The 13,943-nt window shown below is 71.0% G+C and carries 13 protein-coding genes and 1 pseudogene; 10 read left to right on the plus strand and 4 right to left on the minus strand.

Going from position 1 to position 13,943, the window contains the following annotated elements:
• Nucleotides 1–35: 35 nt before the first annotated feature.
• From ACFYSH_RS18165 to ACFYSH_RS18175, 3 genes are all read left to right on the plus strand, one after another.
• A complete protein-coding gene (locus tag ACFYSH_RS18165; protein ID WP_359475215.1) occupies nucleotides 36–1,268 on the plus strand; it encodes an arginine deiminase in 1,233 nt (410 codons plus the stop codon).
• A 106-nt stretch (nucleotides 1,269–1,374) separates the two neighbouring features.
• Nucleotides 1,375–2,391, plus strand: a complete 1,017-nt coding sequence (argF, locus tag ACFYSH_RS18170; protein WP_359475218.1) for an ornithine carbamoyltransferase — start codon at nucleotides 1,375–1,377, stop codon at nucleotides 2,389–2,391.
• 185 nt (nucleotides 2,392–2,576) lie between these two features.
• A complete protein-coding gene (locus ACFYSH_RS18175) occupies nucleotides 2,577–4,055 on the plus strand; it encodes an amino acid permease (RefSeq protein ID WP_388753549.1) in 1,479 nt (492 codons plus the stop codon).
• Here the strand turns inward: ACFYSH_RS18175 and ACFYSH_RS18180 are convergent.
• On the minus strand, nucleotides 4,003–4,461 hold the full coding sequence (locus ACFYSH_RS18180; protein WP_359475221.1) for an ATP-binding protein: 459 nt from the start codon (nucleotides 4,459–4,461) through the stop codon (nucleotides 4,003–4,005). The two genes, ACFYSH_RS18175 and ACFYSH_RS18180, sit on opposite strands and share 53 nt — an antisense overlap.
• 289 nt (nucleotides 4,462–4,750) lie before the next feature.
• Here ACFYSH_RS18180 and ACFYSH_RS18185 point away from each other — a divergent pair.
• A pseudogene (locus tag ACFYSH_RS18185) lies at nucleotides 4,751–5,100 on the plus strand (enoyl-CoA hydratase-related protein); the annotation flags it as partial.
• A gap of 70 nt (nucleotides 5,101–5,170) precedes the next feature.
• Here ACFYSH_RS18185 and ACFYSH_RS18190 read toward each other — a convergent pair.
• From ACFYSH_RS18190 to ACFYSH_RS18200, 3 genes are read right to left on the minus strand one after another with little or no spacing between them, the layout of a single operon-like run.
• Entirely contained in the window at nucleotides 5,171–5,638 is a 468-nt protein-coding gene (locus ACFYSH_RS18190; protein ID WP_359475224.1) for a hypothetical protein, read from the minus strand.
• Complete coding sequence (locus ACFYSH_RS18195; RefSeq protein ID WP_359475227.1) at nucleotides 5,635–6,456, minus strand: GNAT family N-acetyltransferase; 822 nt, start codon at nucleotides 6,454–6,456, stop codon at nucleotides 5,635–5,637. The genes ACFYSH_RS18190 and ACFYSH_RS18195 overlap by 4 nt, the downstream gene beginning before the upstream one ends.
• A gap of 52 nt (nucleotides 6,457–6,508) precedes the next feature.
• Nucleotides 6,509–6,859, minus strand: coding sequence for a PaaX family transcriptional regulator C-terminal domain-containing protein (locus ACFYSH_RS18200; protein ID WP_359475230.1), 351 nt, complete (start codon nucleotides 6,857–6,859; stop codon nucleotides 6,509–6,511).
• A 510-nt stretch (nucleotides 6,860–7,369) separates the two neighbouring features.
• Here ACFYSH_RS18200 and ACFYSH_RS18205 point away from each other — a divergent pair.
• From ACFYSH_RS18205 to mnhG, 6 genes are read left to right on the plus strand one after another with little or no spacing between them, the layout of a single operon-like run.
• Complete coding sequence (locus tag ACFYSH_RS18205) at nucleotides 7,370–10,273, plus strand: Na+/H+ antiporter subunit A (protein ID WP_388753553.1); 2,904 nt, start codon at nucleotides 7,370–7,372, stop codon at nucleotides 10,271–10,273.
• Nucleotides 10,270–10,863, plus strand: coding sequence for a Na(+)/H(+) antiporter subunit C (locus ACFYSH_RS18210; protein WP_359475236.1), 594 nt, complete (start codon nucleotides 10,270–10,272; stop codon nucleotides 10,861–10,863). Before ACFYSH_RS18205 ends, ACFYSH_RS18210 begins: the two co-directional genes overlap by 4 nt.
• Nucleotides 10,860–12,509: a Na+/H+ antiporter subunit D gene (locus ACFYSH_RS18215; RefSeq protein ID WP_359475239.1), complete on the plus strand. Its 1,650-nt coding sequence runs from the start codon at nucleotides 10,860–10,862 to the stop codon at nucleotides 12,507–12,509. The genes ACFYSH_RS18210 and ACFYSH_RS18215 overlap by 4 nt, the downstream gene beginning before the upstream one ends.
• Nucleotides 12,506–13,186, plus strand: a complete 681-nt coding sequence (locus ACFYSH_RS18220; protein ID WP_388753556.1) for a Na+/H+ antiporter subunit E — start codon at nucleotides 12,506–12,508, stop codon at nucleotides 13,184–13,186. The genes ACFYSH_RS18215 and ACFYSH_RS18220 overlap by 4 nt, the downstream gene beginning before the upstream one ends.
• Nucleotides 13,183–13,506, plus strand: a complete 324-nt coding sequence (locus tag ACFYSH_RS18225; protein WP_388753559.1) for a monovalent cation/H+ antiporter complex subunit F — start codon at nucleotides 13,183–13,185, stop codon at nucleotides 13,504–13,506. The genes ACFYSH_RS18220 and ACFYSH_RS18225 overlap by 4 nt, the downstream gene beginning before the upstream one ends.
• Complete coding sequence (gene mnhG / locus ACFYSH_RS18230) at nucleotides 13,503–13,904, plus strand: monovalent cation/H(+) antiporter subunit G (RefSeq protein ID WP_388753562.1); 402 nt, start codon at nucleotides 13,503–13,505, stop codon at nucleotides 13,902–13,904. The genes ACFYSH_RS18225 and mnhG overlap by 4 nt, the downstream gene beginning before the upstream one ends.
• Nucleotides 13,905–13,943: the final 39 nt, after the last annotated feature.

The raw sequence follows: 13,943 nt of genomic DNA on the forward strand, positions 1-13,943 counted from the left end.
GGGTGAACGGCGCCCCGCGCGGTGAGGATGAAGGCATGGGATTCCATGTCGATTCCGAGGCCGGGCGGCTGCGCCGCGTCATCCTGCACCGCCCCGATCTGGAGCTGAAGCGGCTCACCCCCAGCAACAAGGACGCGCTCCTGTTCGACGACCTGCTGTGGGTGCGCCGTGCAAGGGAGGAGCACGACGGCTTCGCCGATGTGCTGCGCGACCGGGGTGTGGAGGTGCATTTCTTCGGAGAGCTGCTCCGTGAGGCGCTCGGCATCCCGGTGGCGAGGCGGCTCGTCCTCGACCGGGTCTTCGCGGAGAAGGAGTACGGCCCGCTCGCCACCGAGCATCTGCGCGCCGTCTTCGACGGGCTGCCCGCAGCGGAGCTGGCCGAGGCCCTGGTCGGTGGGATGACCAAGCGGGAGTTCCTGGAACGGCACACCGAGCCGACCTCCGTCCGCTTCCACGTCATGGACCTGGACGATTTCCTGCTCAGCCCCCTGCCCAACCACATCTTCACGCGCGACACCTCCGCCTGGATCTACGACGGCGTGTCCATCAACGCGATGCGCTGGCCGGCCAGACAGCGCGAGACCGTGCACTTCGAGGCGATCTACCGGCACCACCCCCTCTTCACCGGACCCGAGGCGGGCGTCTTCCACCACTGGTCGGAGGGCCAGGACGACTATCCGTCCACCATCGAGGGCGGCGACGTCCTCGTCATCGGCCACGGGGCCGTCCTGATCGGGATGAGTGAACGCACCACCCCCCAGGCCGTCGAGATGCTGGCCAGAGGGCTCTTCGACGCCGGCTCGGCCCGGACGATCGTCGCGCTCGACATGCCCAAGCGCCGGGCGTTCATGCACCTCGACACGGTGCTCACGATGATCGACGGGGACACCTTCACCAAGTACGCCGGACTCGGCATGCTGCGTTCCTACACCATCGAGCCCGGCGTCGGGCCACGTGAGCTGAAGGTCACCGATCATCCCCCGGAGCACATGCACCGGGCCATCGCTGCCGCGCTCGGCCTGGACACGATCCGGGTGCTCACCGCCACCCAGGACGTGCACGCCGCCGAGCGGGAGCAGTGGGACGACGGCTGCAACGTGCTGGCAGTGGAGCCGGGGGTCGTCGTCGCGTACGAACGCAACGCCACCACCAACACCTATCTGCGCAAGGAAGGCATCGAGGTCATCGAGATCCGGGGCAGTGAGCTGGGCCGGGGCAGGGGCGGACCGCGCTGCATGAGCTGTCCCGTGGTGCGCGATCCCGTGTGAGCAGGGGCGGAGGGCCTCCAGCAGGTCCCGTATAGCAATACGGAGTCTCGTATAGACTTCCAGGGCGCTTGTCCGTATGCCCTCAGCCCGACCCAGGAGCGTCACCATGGCCATAGACCTCACAGGCCGCCATTTCCTCAAGGAGCTGGACTTCACGGCCGAGGAGTTCCGCGGCCTGATCGCCCTGTCCGCCGAGCTCAAGGCCGCCAAGAAGGCGGGCGAGGAGGTGCAGCGGCTGCGCGGCAGGAACATCGCGCTGATCTTCGAGAAGACCTCGACGCGGACCCGCTGCGCGTTCGAGGTGGCCGCCGCGGACCAGGGAGCGTCCACGACCTACCTCGACCCTTCCGGCTCCCAGATGGGACACAAGGAGTCGGTGAAGGACACCGCACGGGTGCTCGGCCGGATGTTCGACGGCATCGAGTACCGGGGTGACAGCCAGCAGGCGGTCGAGGAGCTGGCGGCGTACGGCGGTGTGCCGGTCTTCAACGGACTCACCGACGACTGGCACCCCACACAGATGCTCGCCGACGTGCTCACGATGACCGAGCACAGTGCGAAGCCCCTGGAGGAGATCACCTTCGCCTACCTCGGCGACGCGCGCTTCAACATGGGTAACTCCTACCTGGTCACCGGTGCCCTGCTCGGTATGGACGTCCGGATCGTCGCGCCGGCCGCCTACTGGCCGGAGCAGGACGTCGTGGACCGGGCCCGCGCCCTCGCGGAGTCCAGTGGCGCGCGCATCACCCTCACCGAGGACGTCACGAAGGGTGTCCGGGGAGCGGACTTCGTCGTCACCGACGTCTGGGTCTCCATGGGCGAGCCCAAGGAGGTCTGGGACGAGCGCATCGCCTCCCTCGCGCCGTACGCCGTGACCATGGACGTCCTGCGTGCCACGGGCAATGACGACGTGAAGTTCCTGCACTGCCTCCCCGCCTTCCACGACCTCGGCACGAAGGTGGGCCGGGAGATCCACGAGCGGCACGGGCTGGCGGAGCTGGAGGTCACCGACGAGGTGTTCGAGTCCCCGCACTCCGTCGTCTTCGACGAGGCCGAGAACCGTATGCACACGATCAAGGCGGTGCTCGTCGCCACCATGGCGGGCAGCGCGCCGACCGCATGAAGCCGGCCGCATGAACATGCACCCGATTGGGTGCACATGCATGCGAGTGGCTACAATGGTGCCACTTGGTGGGGTTCGGGCTCGCACGTCCGAACCCCTTCTCATGTGCCCGGTCCGGAGCGCAGGCCAGGTGCGAGCCCCCACGGCTCATCCCCCGCACCGCCAGAGAAAGACCCCCTTCCCCCATGAGACCCGTTCCCCGCACCCCGCAAGCCCTCGCACGCATGACGGGGGCGCGCATCAAGAGCCCCGACCTGCTGCTCGCCGAGTCCGGAGCCGACCTGGAAGGGCACGGCCTGCGGCGCACCATGGGGCTGTTCCAGCTGGTGTGTTTCGGAGTCGGGGCGATCGTCGGCACCGGGATCTTCGTCGGTTTGTCCGACAGCGTCGCCGAGGCGGGCCCCGCCGTGGTGGTCTCGTTCGTCCTCGCCGCCGTCACCTGCATCTTCACCGCCTTCTCCTTCGCCGAGCTGGGCGGTGCCATCCCCGTCTCCGGCAGTTCCTACTCCTTCGCGTACGCCACGCTCGGGGAGCGGGTCGCGTTCCTCGTCGGCTGGTGCCTGCTGCTGGAGTACGGCGTCTCGGTCTCCGCCGTCGCCGTCGGGTGGAGCCAGTACGTCAACGAGCTGCTGGACAGCCTCATCGGCTGGAACCTGCCGGCCGCGCTGTCCTCCGGACCCGGCGACGGCGGTGTGATCAACCTGCCGGCGGTCGTCGTCGTCATGATGGCGGCCACCCTGCTGGTGCGCGGCATCCGGGAGAGCGCGGGGGCCACGGCGGCGATGGCGGTGCTGAAGATCGGCATCCTCATCGCCTTCTGCGCCATCGCCTTCACCGCGTTCCAGGACGGCCACCTCTCGCCGTTCGCGCCGCACGGCATGGCCGGGGTCACCGCCGGGGCGTCGGTGGCGTTCTTCTCGTACATCGGCTTCGACGCCATCACCACCGCGGGCGAGGAGGTCAGGAATCCCCGCCGGAACATCCCGATCGCCATCATGATCTGCATCGGTGTGGTCACGCTGCTCTACTGCGCGGTCGCCCTCGGTGCCATCGGCGCGCTGGGCGCGGACGCCGTGGGGGACAAGCCGGCCGCGCTCTCGCTGGTCGTCGACAAGGTCACCGAGTCGAGCGTCGGCGGTGGGATCATCGCCTTCGGCGCGGTCGTCGCCATCGCGTCCGTCGTCCTCGCGGTGATGTACGGCCAGACCCGGATCCTGATGTCCATGTCCCGTGACGGCCTGATCCCCCGGGTCTTCGAGCGGGTGTCGCCGAAGACCCGCACGCCGGTCGCCAACACCTGGATCGTCGCCGCCGTGTTCGCGGTGCCGGCCGCGTTCTCGTCCCTGGACGTGGTCGTGAACCTGACGACCATCGGCACGCTCGCCACCATGGCGGTGGTCAATGTCGCCGTCATCGCGCTGCGCCGACGCAACCCGGAGCTGAAGCGGTCCTTCCGGGTGCCGCTCTACCCCGTCAGCCCGATCCTGGGTGTCGGCTTCTGCGTGTACCTGATGTACGGCACGGGCTGGACGACCTGGCTCCAGTTCATGGCCTTCCTGGCGGTGGGCGCACTGGTGTACGCGGGGTACGGCCGCAGCCGCTCCCGGCTCGTCAGCTCTGCGGAGCCGCAGGGCCGGGCGGCGTCAGGCCCGGGCGCAGGGTGAACCAGACCGCCTTGCCGTGCTCGGTGGGGCGGTGACCGCAGGCGGAGCTGAGGGCGCGGATCAGCAGCAGTCCGCGTCCGTGCTCCTGCCACGGGTCCGGCGTACTGCCGGCCAGCAGGCGGGACAGGCCGCCGGGGGGTCCCGGGTCGTGGTCGTGGACCTCCACCTGACAGCCGGACGCCAGGAGCTCGACCACCAGCTCGATGGGTCCCGAGCCGTCGGTGTGCTCCACGGCGTTGGCCACCAGTTCGGCGGTCAACAGCTCGGCGGTGTCGCTGTCGGCGGGCGTGTCGAGTTCCGCCAGCGCCGTACGGACGAGGGCGCGGGCGATCGGCACCGCGGCCGTGGAGTGCGGCAGGGCGATACGCCAGCAGGGTGGTGGCTGCGCGGGGATGTCGGGCGGCAAGGCGGAGGTTCCGTTCGGGGGAGTGGCATCCGGCGGAGACCTTCGTTCCGGGGCGGCTGTGCCGAGGACCGCGTCCTCCGTCATCGAAGGACGCGAGGTCTGTACCAGGATTTCCTGCGCTCAACCATACGAAGCCCGCCGCCCCAGACATAGGGGCAGCCGACAGGTGCAAAAGGGACCTTCGCCACATCGGCCGCACGGCGTATCGCGTGTTCGTGACGGCAGTCACGAGCAGGTGATGACGTCGAAGGGCCTCAGCAGCAGCCCGACGGCTGGAGGGGCCCCTTCCATGATCCCGTCCACCGGCTCCGCCGCGCGCACGGAGCGCCGGCAGCAACTGCGTCTGACCACCGAAGGCGATGTGGCCGGCGTCACCCTCACCCGTCCTGAGAAGCTCAACGCACTCACCTTCTGTGTTCACGCCGACCTGCGCGATCTCCTCGCCGAGCTCTCCCGTGAACGCTCCGTGCGCGCCCTCGTCCTGGCGGTGAGGGGCGCGGGTTCTGCTCCGGCGGTGATGCCGACGAGGGCATCGGCGCCACGCTCGCGCTGGACACCGCGCAGTTCCTGGACTGCAACCGGACGACCGGACAGGTCGTACGCGCTCTGCGGGAGTGCCCCTTCCCCGTCGCCGTCTCCTGGCCGCTCCCGTACCGCGCGGGCAGCCGCACCCCGCCGACGGGCCGCACCGACGCCCCGAAGCCCCGGCTCACGCCGAGCTGAGCGTCAGACACTCGTGGCAGCGGCACGGCCTGGGATGGGGCATGACCCAGTGCGTGGCGCGGTACGCCACGGACAGCCGGCCGAGCAGGGCCGCGACCTCCTCGGCGTCCTGACGGGCCGTCCAGCAGCCACCCACGTCCGCCTCCGCGCACAGCCGCAGCATGGCGGGGCTGTGGACCGGTACGGCCCGGAAGGTGTGCAGATTGCGCGTCGCCATGTCGATCGTGATGTACGTGCCGGTGCGGCGCCCGCGCCCGATCGTGGTCAGCTGCTCGTGACCCGTCCCCGCGTAGGTCTGGATCACATGGACCTTGGAGCCGCCCCGGTAGGACTTGGTGCCCGGCCGCAGTTCCTGGCCGCCCTCCCCGTAGCGCCGCCACCGCACCACGTTCGCGGCGATCAGCCACGCCTGTGCGGCCGGTGTGTCCGGTACATCCGGGGCCTCGGCCGTCATACCGGCTCCGCGGTGATGAGCAGCCGGTCGCCGACGGCTTCGTAACCGAGGCGCGCGTACACACCGTTGCTCGTCGGATTCGCGAGGTCCGTGAAGAGCAACACCTCCCTGGCGCCCTCCTCACGTGCCACGCGGCTGACCTCCGCCGTCACCGCCGCCGCGTACCCCCGGCCCCGGTGCTCCGGCGGCGTGTAGACGGTCGCCACCCGCACCGTGTCCGCGATCATCCGGGAGACGCCCGCCATCGACACCGGCTCCCCGTCCGCCTCCCAGAGCGTCAACCCGCCGTGCGCCGTCCGCTCGTCCACGATCCGTTCGGCCCTGTCGCCCGCCTGGCCGGTCTCGGCACCGAAGGCGCGGATCCAGCCGACCAGCAGCGCCCGGTCGGCTGCCGACGCGGTCCGGGGCCGTCCTGCGGGCGCGGGAGAGGGCGGCACCAAGGTGCCCAGCCGGTACAGCCGGTGCTCCCCGTCGACCCGGTGCCGTGGCCAACGGGCGGCCAGAGCCCGCGCGTTGTCGCGGTCCGCGTCGACGCCCGGCAGAGGCAGCACGTCAGCCAGGGCACCGACCGCCTCCGGGGACGCCGTACCGAGGAGAGGCACGTACGGAGGTGTGCGCACCAGGGTCCCGCCCACCTCACCGTCCGCCCCGCGCCACCAGCCCAGCAACGGCGGTTCCGCGCCGTACGCCTGCGGCCCCCTGTCCCGCAGCGTGGCGGTGACGGTCAGCAGCAGGGTGTTCTCGGCGGGCCGGGCGGCCAGGGCTGCTCCGGCCGCGTCCAGGAAGGCGCCGACGTCATCGGTGAAGGTCCAGGTCATGCTTCATCCTGTCGCTCGGGTGGCGCCGGGTCACCCCGATTTCGGCGGCGGATCAGGCGCATTCCCGGACGAACAGGGCTCTCGCGTCCCGCAGTCGCGCGTGGAGCAGTCCGAACACCTCGGCCGGGCGCGCGCCCGGCCAGTCCTGCGGCCCGGGCAGCCCCGGGTCCGCGTACGGCAGCTGCCGCCAGGTGTCCAGCGCACGGAGGTGGTCCCGGCAGGCCTCCTCCGGATCGGGCGCCACCCCTTCGGCACGTTCCTCCCAGGACCGCAGCACCGGCTCCTGCTGCTCCAGGAAGTAGGCCCAGCGTCGGGGCGTTCGCCGTCGGCATGGCGCGTGCGGCGGTCGACGCCGGCTCGACCAGCACGTGGGCGGCACGGCAGGTTCACGCGCGCTGCGCATGCGACCAGTCGAAAGGTCGGGGGCAGCCCGTCGTGCCCAGTAGCGGTGCGCACGCTCCGGAGTGAGGCTGAAGAGGCGCGCAGTGTTTCCGCGGCGCGCGGGGAGGTGACGGCCGTGACCGACGGACGGCTACCTGGTGCCGTGAACACGTCACCTGACGGTGACGGCTTCACCGTGTGCGACGACGCGCACGGGCATCCCCGCGTCGCCGGTGCCCACGGGATGCCCGACGAGGTCCCGGAGGCGTTGCGGCATCTGCCCCTGAACGCCGACCGGGTGCTCCGGACGGAGAGGCGGCCCCGGGCGGCCGGGAGGGACTCGCCCCACGTCATGCCGTGTGACCACGGGCGCAGCGGGCAGGCGCCGTTCTGTGACCACAGCGGGACGAGCACCGACCACCACCGACGCGGACCGGAACCAGCGGGCCGGACACATCGCGGCGCGCCGGACGGGTGAACCGCGCCCAGGGATATATCTGTATTCGGTGCCCTTTGTTCCGGATCTCCTGTCGTGATCGCGCTCGTCCTCAGCCACTTCGTCCTGGCGGCGTGCGCGGTGCCGCTGGTACGGCGGCTCGGCAGGTACGCCTTCGTCGTGCTCGCGCTGCCTCCCGCTGCCACCACCGTGTGGGCGGTCACCGAGTGGAGCGGCGCGGAGGCCGGCCGGCCGGTCGACTGGTCCTGGGAGTGGATCGGTACGTACGACGTGTCGATCGCCCTGCGCCTGGACGCGCTCGCCGAGCTGATGGTGCTGCTCGCCGCCGGGGTGGGCGCGCTCGTCCTGCTGTACTGCGCGTCCTACTTCACCGACGACTCGCCCCGACTGGCGCCCTTCGCCGGGAACTTGCTGGCCTTCGCCGGTGCCATGCTCGCCCTCGTCCTCGCGGACGACCTGATCTCCCTCTACGTGTTCTGGGAACTGACCACCGTCTTCTCGTACCTGCTGATCGGGCACGGCAACGAACGCAAGAAGAACCGCCGCTCCGCTCTCCAGGCGCTCACGGTCACCACGCTGGGCGGTCTCGCCATGCTGGTCGGCTTCCTGATCCTCGGTGAGGCGGCGGGCACCTACCGGATCTCCGCGATCGTCGCCCATCCGCCGGAGCCGACCCTCGCCGTGTCCGTCGCCGTCGTCCTCGTGCTGTGCGGGGCGCTGTCCAAGTCGGCGATCTGGCCGTTCAGCCTCTGGCTGCCGAACGCGATGGCCGCGCCCACCCCTGTCAGCGCCTATCTGCACGCCGCGGCCATGGTCAAGGCCGGTGTCTACCTGGTGGCGCGGCTCGCCCCCGCCTTCGCCGACGTACCCGTGTGGCGGCCTGTCGTCCTGGTGCTGGGGGGAGCGACCATGCTCCTCGGCGGCTGGCGGGCCCTGCGCCTGAACGACCTGAAGCTCGTCCTCGCCTACGGCACCGTCAGCCAGCTCGGCTTCCTGACCGTGCTCGCCGGGGCGGGTAACCGGAACGCCGCACTCGCAGCCGTCGCGATGATCCTGGGACACGCCCTGTTCAAGGCCGCGCTGTTCCTCGTCACCGGCATCGTGGACCACGCGGCCGGCACCCGGGACCTACGGCGCCTCTCCGGCCTCGGCCGCACCATGCCGTACGTCTGCGCGGTCGCGGTGCTCGCCGCCGCGTCCATGGCGGCCCTGCCGCCGTTCCTCGGATTCGCCGCCAAGGAAGCCGCCTTCGACGCGTTGCTGCACGGCGACACCGCGGACCGCTGGGTGCTGGCCGTCACCGTCGTCGGTTCCGTGCTGACCGTCGCGTACACCCTCCGTTTCGTCTGGGGAGCGTTCGCCCGTAAACCCGGTGTCGCCGACACCCCCGTCCACCGTGTCGGCGCCGCCCTCCTGGCACCACCCGCCGTACTCGCCGTCGCCGGGCTGGTGCTCGGCCCCGGCGTCGGCTGGACGGACCGTCTGTTCGCCGCCTACGCCGACGTGTTCCCCGCCCCCGCCCACCCGTACCACCTCGCGCTCTGGCACGGCTTCGGCATGGTCCTGTGGCTGTCCGCCCTCACCTGGGCGGCCGGCGCCGCGCTCTTCGCGGGCCGAGCCACGGTGACCCGGATCTCCCGGCGCATCGCCTGGCCGACCGCCGACAGCGTCTTCGGGCACCTCCTGCTCGGCCTGGAACGGGTCGCCCTCCAGATCACCGGCTTCGTCCAGCGAGGCTCCCTGTCCGGCTACCTGGCCATCACCCTGATGGTGATGCTGGTCGGCCAGCTGGCGGTCCTGGTCACCGACCGCCCCTGGGCGGGAGCGGCCGCCCCCCGGGTGTGGGACACCCCGCTGCAGGGAGCGGTGGCCCTGCTGACCTGCGCGGCCGCGCTCTCCTGCCTGACCGTCAGCCGCCGGATGAAGGCCGTCGTCCTGGCGGGACTGACCGGGTACGGGACGGCGCTGCTCTTCGTCGTACAGGGCGCGCCCGACCTCGCACTCACCCAGTTCTGCGTGGAGACCGTGTCCATGATCGTGTTCGTGCTTGTCCTGCGCCGGATGCCGGTGCGTTTCGAGGAGTCGATCGGCACCTGGCGGCGGGCGCTACGCATCCCGGTGGCGCTGGCCGCCGCGGCGACGGTCGGCGTGGCCGTCTGGGTTGCGGGCGCCGCACGCGTCGCCGAACCGGCCGGCGCGGCGATGATCGAGGAGGTAGCCCACCACGGACTCAAGGACGTGGTGGCCACCATCCTGGTCGATCTGCGGGCCTGGGACACGATGGGGGAGTCCGCCGTCCTCGCGGCGGCGGCGATCGGCGTGACCAGCCTCATCTATCTGCACCGCCGTGGCGAGGCGACCATGAACAGACAGGAACTGCGAGGGGAGACCGCCTGGACGCTCTCGACCAGGGAGCTGAGCGGTCTGCCGCAAGGTGACGACAACGCGCCCGAACGCGACTGGCTGGCCGCCGGATCCACCCTGGCGCCCGAACACCGGTCCGTCGTGTTCGAGGTGGTCGCCCGGCTGCTCTTCCACCCCATCCTGGTGCTCTCCCTGTATCTGCTGTTCTGCGCCGAGAACATGCCGGGCGGCGGCTTCGTCGCCGGGCTCGTGGCGGGACTCGCCCTCATCACCCGTTACCTGGCGGGCGGCCGGTTCGAGCTCGCGGAGGCCGCGCCGCTGCAGCCGGGACTCTTCACGGGGTTCGGACTGTTCGTCTCCACCGCGGTCGCCCTGGGCGGCCTCGCGGAGGGGACGGTCCTGCACGCCTGGACCTACCACGGGCACCTGCCCGTGTTCGGTGACTACCACCTGAGCACCTCGGTCCTCTTCGACTTCGGCGTCTACCTCCTGGTCCTCGGGGTGGTCCTGGACATCGTGCGCGCCCTGGGCGCGAAGGTCGACCGGCAGATCGAAAGGGAGGCGGGCGCACTGACCCCCGCGCCCGGCGCCGGGGCGGGGGAGCCGAACCGATGACCATGAGCGCCTCGCTCCTCGCCACGGCCGTCGTCCTCTGCGCGGTCGGCGGAATGCTCATGCTGACCAGGCCGCTCACCCGCATCCTGCTCGGCGCGGTGATCGTGGGAAACGGCATCAACCTGCTGGTCCTCTCGGCCACCGGCCCGGCGGGCGCGGCGCCGCTCCTCTACGGGGTGCCGCATCGCCGGATCACCGACCCGCTGCCCCAGGCCATCGCGCTCACCGCCATCGTCATCACCCTCGCCACCACGGCGTTCCTGCTCGCCATGGCCTACCGCAGCTACCAGCTGACCGGCACGGACGAGGTCCACGACGACCTGGAGGACCGGCGCATCTACCTGCGCGCCGAGGTGATGGGGCAGCGTGCCGAACTCCGCGAGGAGTACCGGGCGGAGCCCGGACGTACCCGGCAGGAGCGTGCCCGCTACCGCCAGGAACACCGCCGGCTGCGCGCCCGGCTGCGGGCCGACCGCGCCCTGCAGGCCCGGGGTCGGGACGCCGGCGGGGACCTCTGGCACGACGTGCTCGGAGCCGACCCGGAGGACTACGTGAACGACAAGGACGACGACCGAGGAGCCGCCGGATGAACGCCCTCGTACCGCTGCCGGTGCTGCTGCCGCTCTGCGCAACCGGGCTGAGCCTCGCCTTCGGCACCCGGCTCGCGCGCTTCCAGCGCTTCATCAGCGTCGCCGTACTCAGCGCGGTCCTCTGCCTCTCGGTGGTGCTGATGGTCGCCGCCGACCGGCAAGGGCCCCTCTCCGTCCATCTGGGTGACTTCGCCCCACCGCTCGGCATCACGCTCGTCGCCGACCGGCTGTCCGGGCTGATGCTGACCGTCTCCTCGGCGGTCACCCTCTCCGTCCTGGTCTACTCGCTCGGTCAGGGCATGGCGGACCGGGACAAGGAGACGCCCGTCGCCGTCTTCCACCCCGCCTATCTCATCCTGGTCTCCGGGGTCTCCCTCACCTTCATCGCGGGGGACCTCGTCAACCTCTACGTCGGCTTCGAGATCATGCTGGTCGCCAGCTTCGTCCTGCTCACGCTCGGCGGCACCGGCCCGCGGATCCGGGCCGGCTCCACGTACGTGATCATCTCGCTGTTCTCCTCGATGCTCTTCCTGACGGCGATCGCCATGACCTATGCCGCCGCCGGCACGGCCAACCTCGCCCAGCTGGCCGGCCGGCTGCCCGATCTCCCCCTCGGTGTGGAGACGTTGATCCAGGCCATGCTCCTGACCGTCTTCGCCATCAAGGCCGCCGTCTTCCCCCTCGCCGCCTGGCTCCCCGACTCCTATCCGACCGCGCCCGCACCCGTCACCGCCGTCTTCGCGGGCCTGCTGACGAAGGTCGGCATCTACTGCATGCTGCGCGTGGAGACGCTGCTCTTCCCCGGGAACCGGCTCGGCGATCTGCTCATGATCGTCGCCCTCGCCTCGATGATCGTGGGGATCCTCGGTGCGGTCGCCCAGACCGACCTGAAGCGGCTTTTCTCCTTCACCCTCATCAGCCACATCGGTTACATGGTCTTCGGTATCGGCCTGGCCACCCGGGAGGCGTACGGCGGCGCGATCTTCTACGTCGCCCACCACATCACCGTCCAGACCACCCTCTTCCTCGTCGCGGGGCTCATCGAGCGCAGGGGCGGCACCAACGAGCTCACCCGGCTCGGCGGACTGGCCCGGGCGGCGCCGCTGCTCGCGGTCCTCTTCTTCGTCCCCGCGATGAACTTCGCCGGCATCCCACCGCTCTCCGGCTTCATCGGCAAGCTGGGACTCATGCGCGCAGGTGTCGCCGACGGCGGTGTGATGGCCTGGATCCTCGTCGCGGGCGCGACCGTGACGAGCCTGCTCACCCTGTACGTGATGGCCAAGATCTGGAATCTGGCCTTCTGGCGTACGGAGCCTCCGGGCCAGGCCGCCTACGGCACCGTCCTGGAGACCGCCGACGACAGCGACGAGGACGATGCCGGGCCCGACCGCATCCCCGGCACGGGGGACGAAGGAGTGGGGCCGCCCCGGGCCCCGGCCGGCCAGGCCGTGGCCGCCACCTTGCAGGGGCGGTCCGTCACCACCACGATCCGCCCGCCCGCGGCCATGACCGCCGCCACCGCCGGCGCCGTCGTGCTCGGACTCGCCTTCACCGTCCTGGCCGGTCCACTGACGGCCTACACCGACCGTTCGGCGGCGGAGCTCATCGCGCGCCGCCCCTACGTGGAGGAGGTGCTCGGCCGGTGAGGCGCCTGATCACCCTGTCGTACCGCAACCCCGATCTCCCGCCGTACAGCGTCGAGTTCGCCGGGCGCAGGCGCCGTGTGCTCGACCTTCCGCTGATCGCCTGGCTCACCCTGATCTGGGTTCTGCTGTGGTCGACCCTGACCTGGGCCAACGTCGTCACCGGCGCGGTCGTCGCGGTCGTGGTCTGCCTGGCCTTCCCGCTGCCCCAGGTCGACCTCGGGCTGCGGCTGCACCCCTGGGGCATTCTCCGGCTCGCCGGCTACCTGCTCTACGACATGTACACCTCGGGAGTGGAGGTCACCCGGCAGATCTTCGCCGACCGACCGCACCGGCCCGCCGTCATCGGCGTACCACTGCGCTGCCGCAGCGATCTGATGCTGGCCGCGACCGCCGTCACCGTGTCGAACGTACCGGGCGGTTCCGTCGTCGAGGTGCGCAGGGCCACAGCCACGCTCTTCCTGCACGTCCTGGACGCGGACCGGCCGGCGGAGCTGGAAGCGGCCCGGCGCTCCGTCTGGAAGCTGGAGGAGCTGACGGTACGGGCGTTCGGCACCCCGGAGGAGATCCGCCGGGTGGCCGGGCCGCCACCGTCGGTCGGCGGTTCCGACTCCGGTCCCGGTTCCGACTCCGACTCCGATTCCGGTGCCGGTCCCGGTGCGGGGGAGGAGGAATCGTGAGCGGCCCCGAAACCGTCGACCGGGTCCTGATGATCGCAGCCGTCGTCCTCGTCGTCGTCGCGGGCGCACTGCTGCTCGTCCGGATCAGCCGTGGCCCCTCGATGCTGGACCGGGCCATCGCGCTGGACGTCCTCGCCGCGGTGATCATCGCGGGCCTCGGTGCCAAGTCCGCCTTCGCCCGGGACGCGTTCTACTTCCCGATCATGCTGGTGCTCGCTTTCCTCGGCTTCACCGGATCGGTGGGCATCGCCCGCTTCATCGCCGTACGCGACAAGCCGCTGTCGCGCCGGAAATCAGCCGCGAAGGAGTCGCAGGAGTGAGTCTCTGGGTGCAGATCACCGATACGGCCGGGGCGGTGCTCGTGTTCTTCGGTGCCGCGATCTCCCTCCTCGGCGTGGTCGGCATGCTGAAGCTGCCCGATGTCCTGTCGCGCAGCCACGCGGCGACCAAGCCGCAGACCCTCGGGCTGCTGCTGGTGCTGGCCGGGGTCGCGCTGAGGCTGCGCGGCGGCATGGACCTGGCGACGCTGGCCCTCATCGGCTTCTTCCAGCTGATGACCGGCCCGGTGGCCGCGCACCTGGTGGCGCGGTCCGCGTACCGCACGGGGCAGATCGAACACGGTGAGCTGCTCTTCGACGACCTGGACGCACAGCTCACCGAGCCGGGGCCGGAGCCCGGTGCGGAACAGGAACCCGGCCCGGGGTCCGAGCGGACCTGAGGTCCGTCGCCCGCGCCGCGTCTCCGTATCGCCACGAGT

This window comes from Streptomyces sp. NPDC005791 (genome assembly GCF_042871485.1).
Lineage (GTDB): Bacteria > Actinomycetota > Actinomycetes > Streptomycetales > Streptomycetaceae > Streptomyces.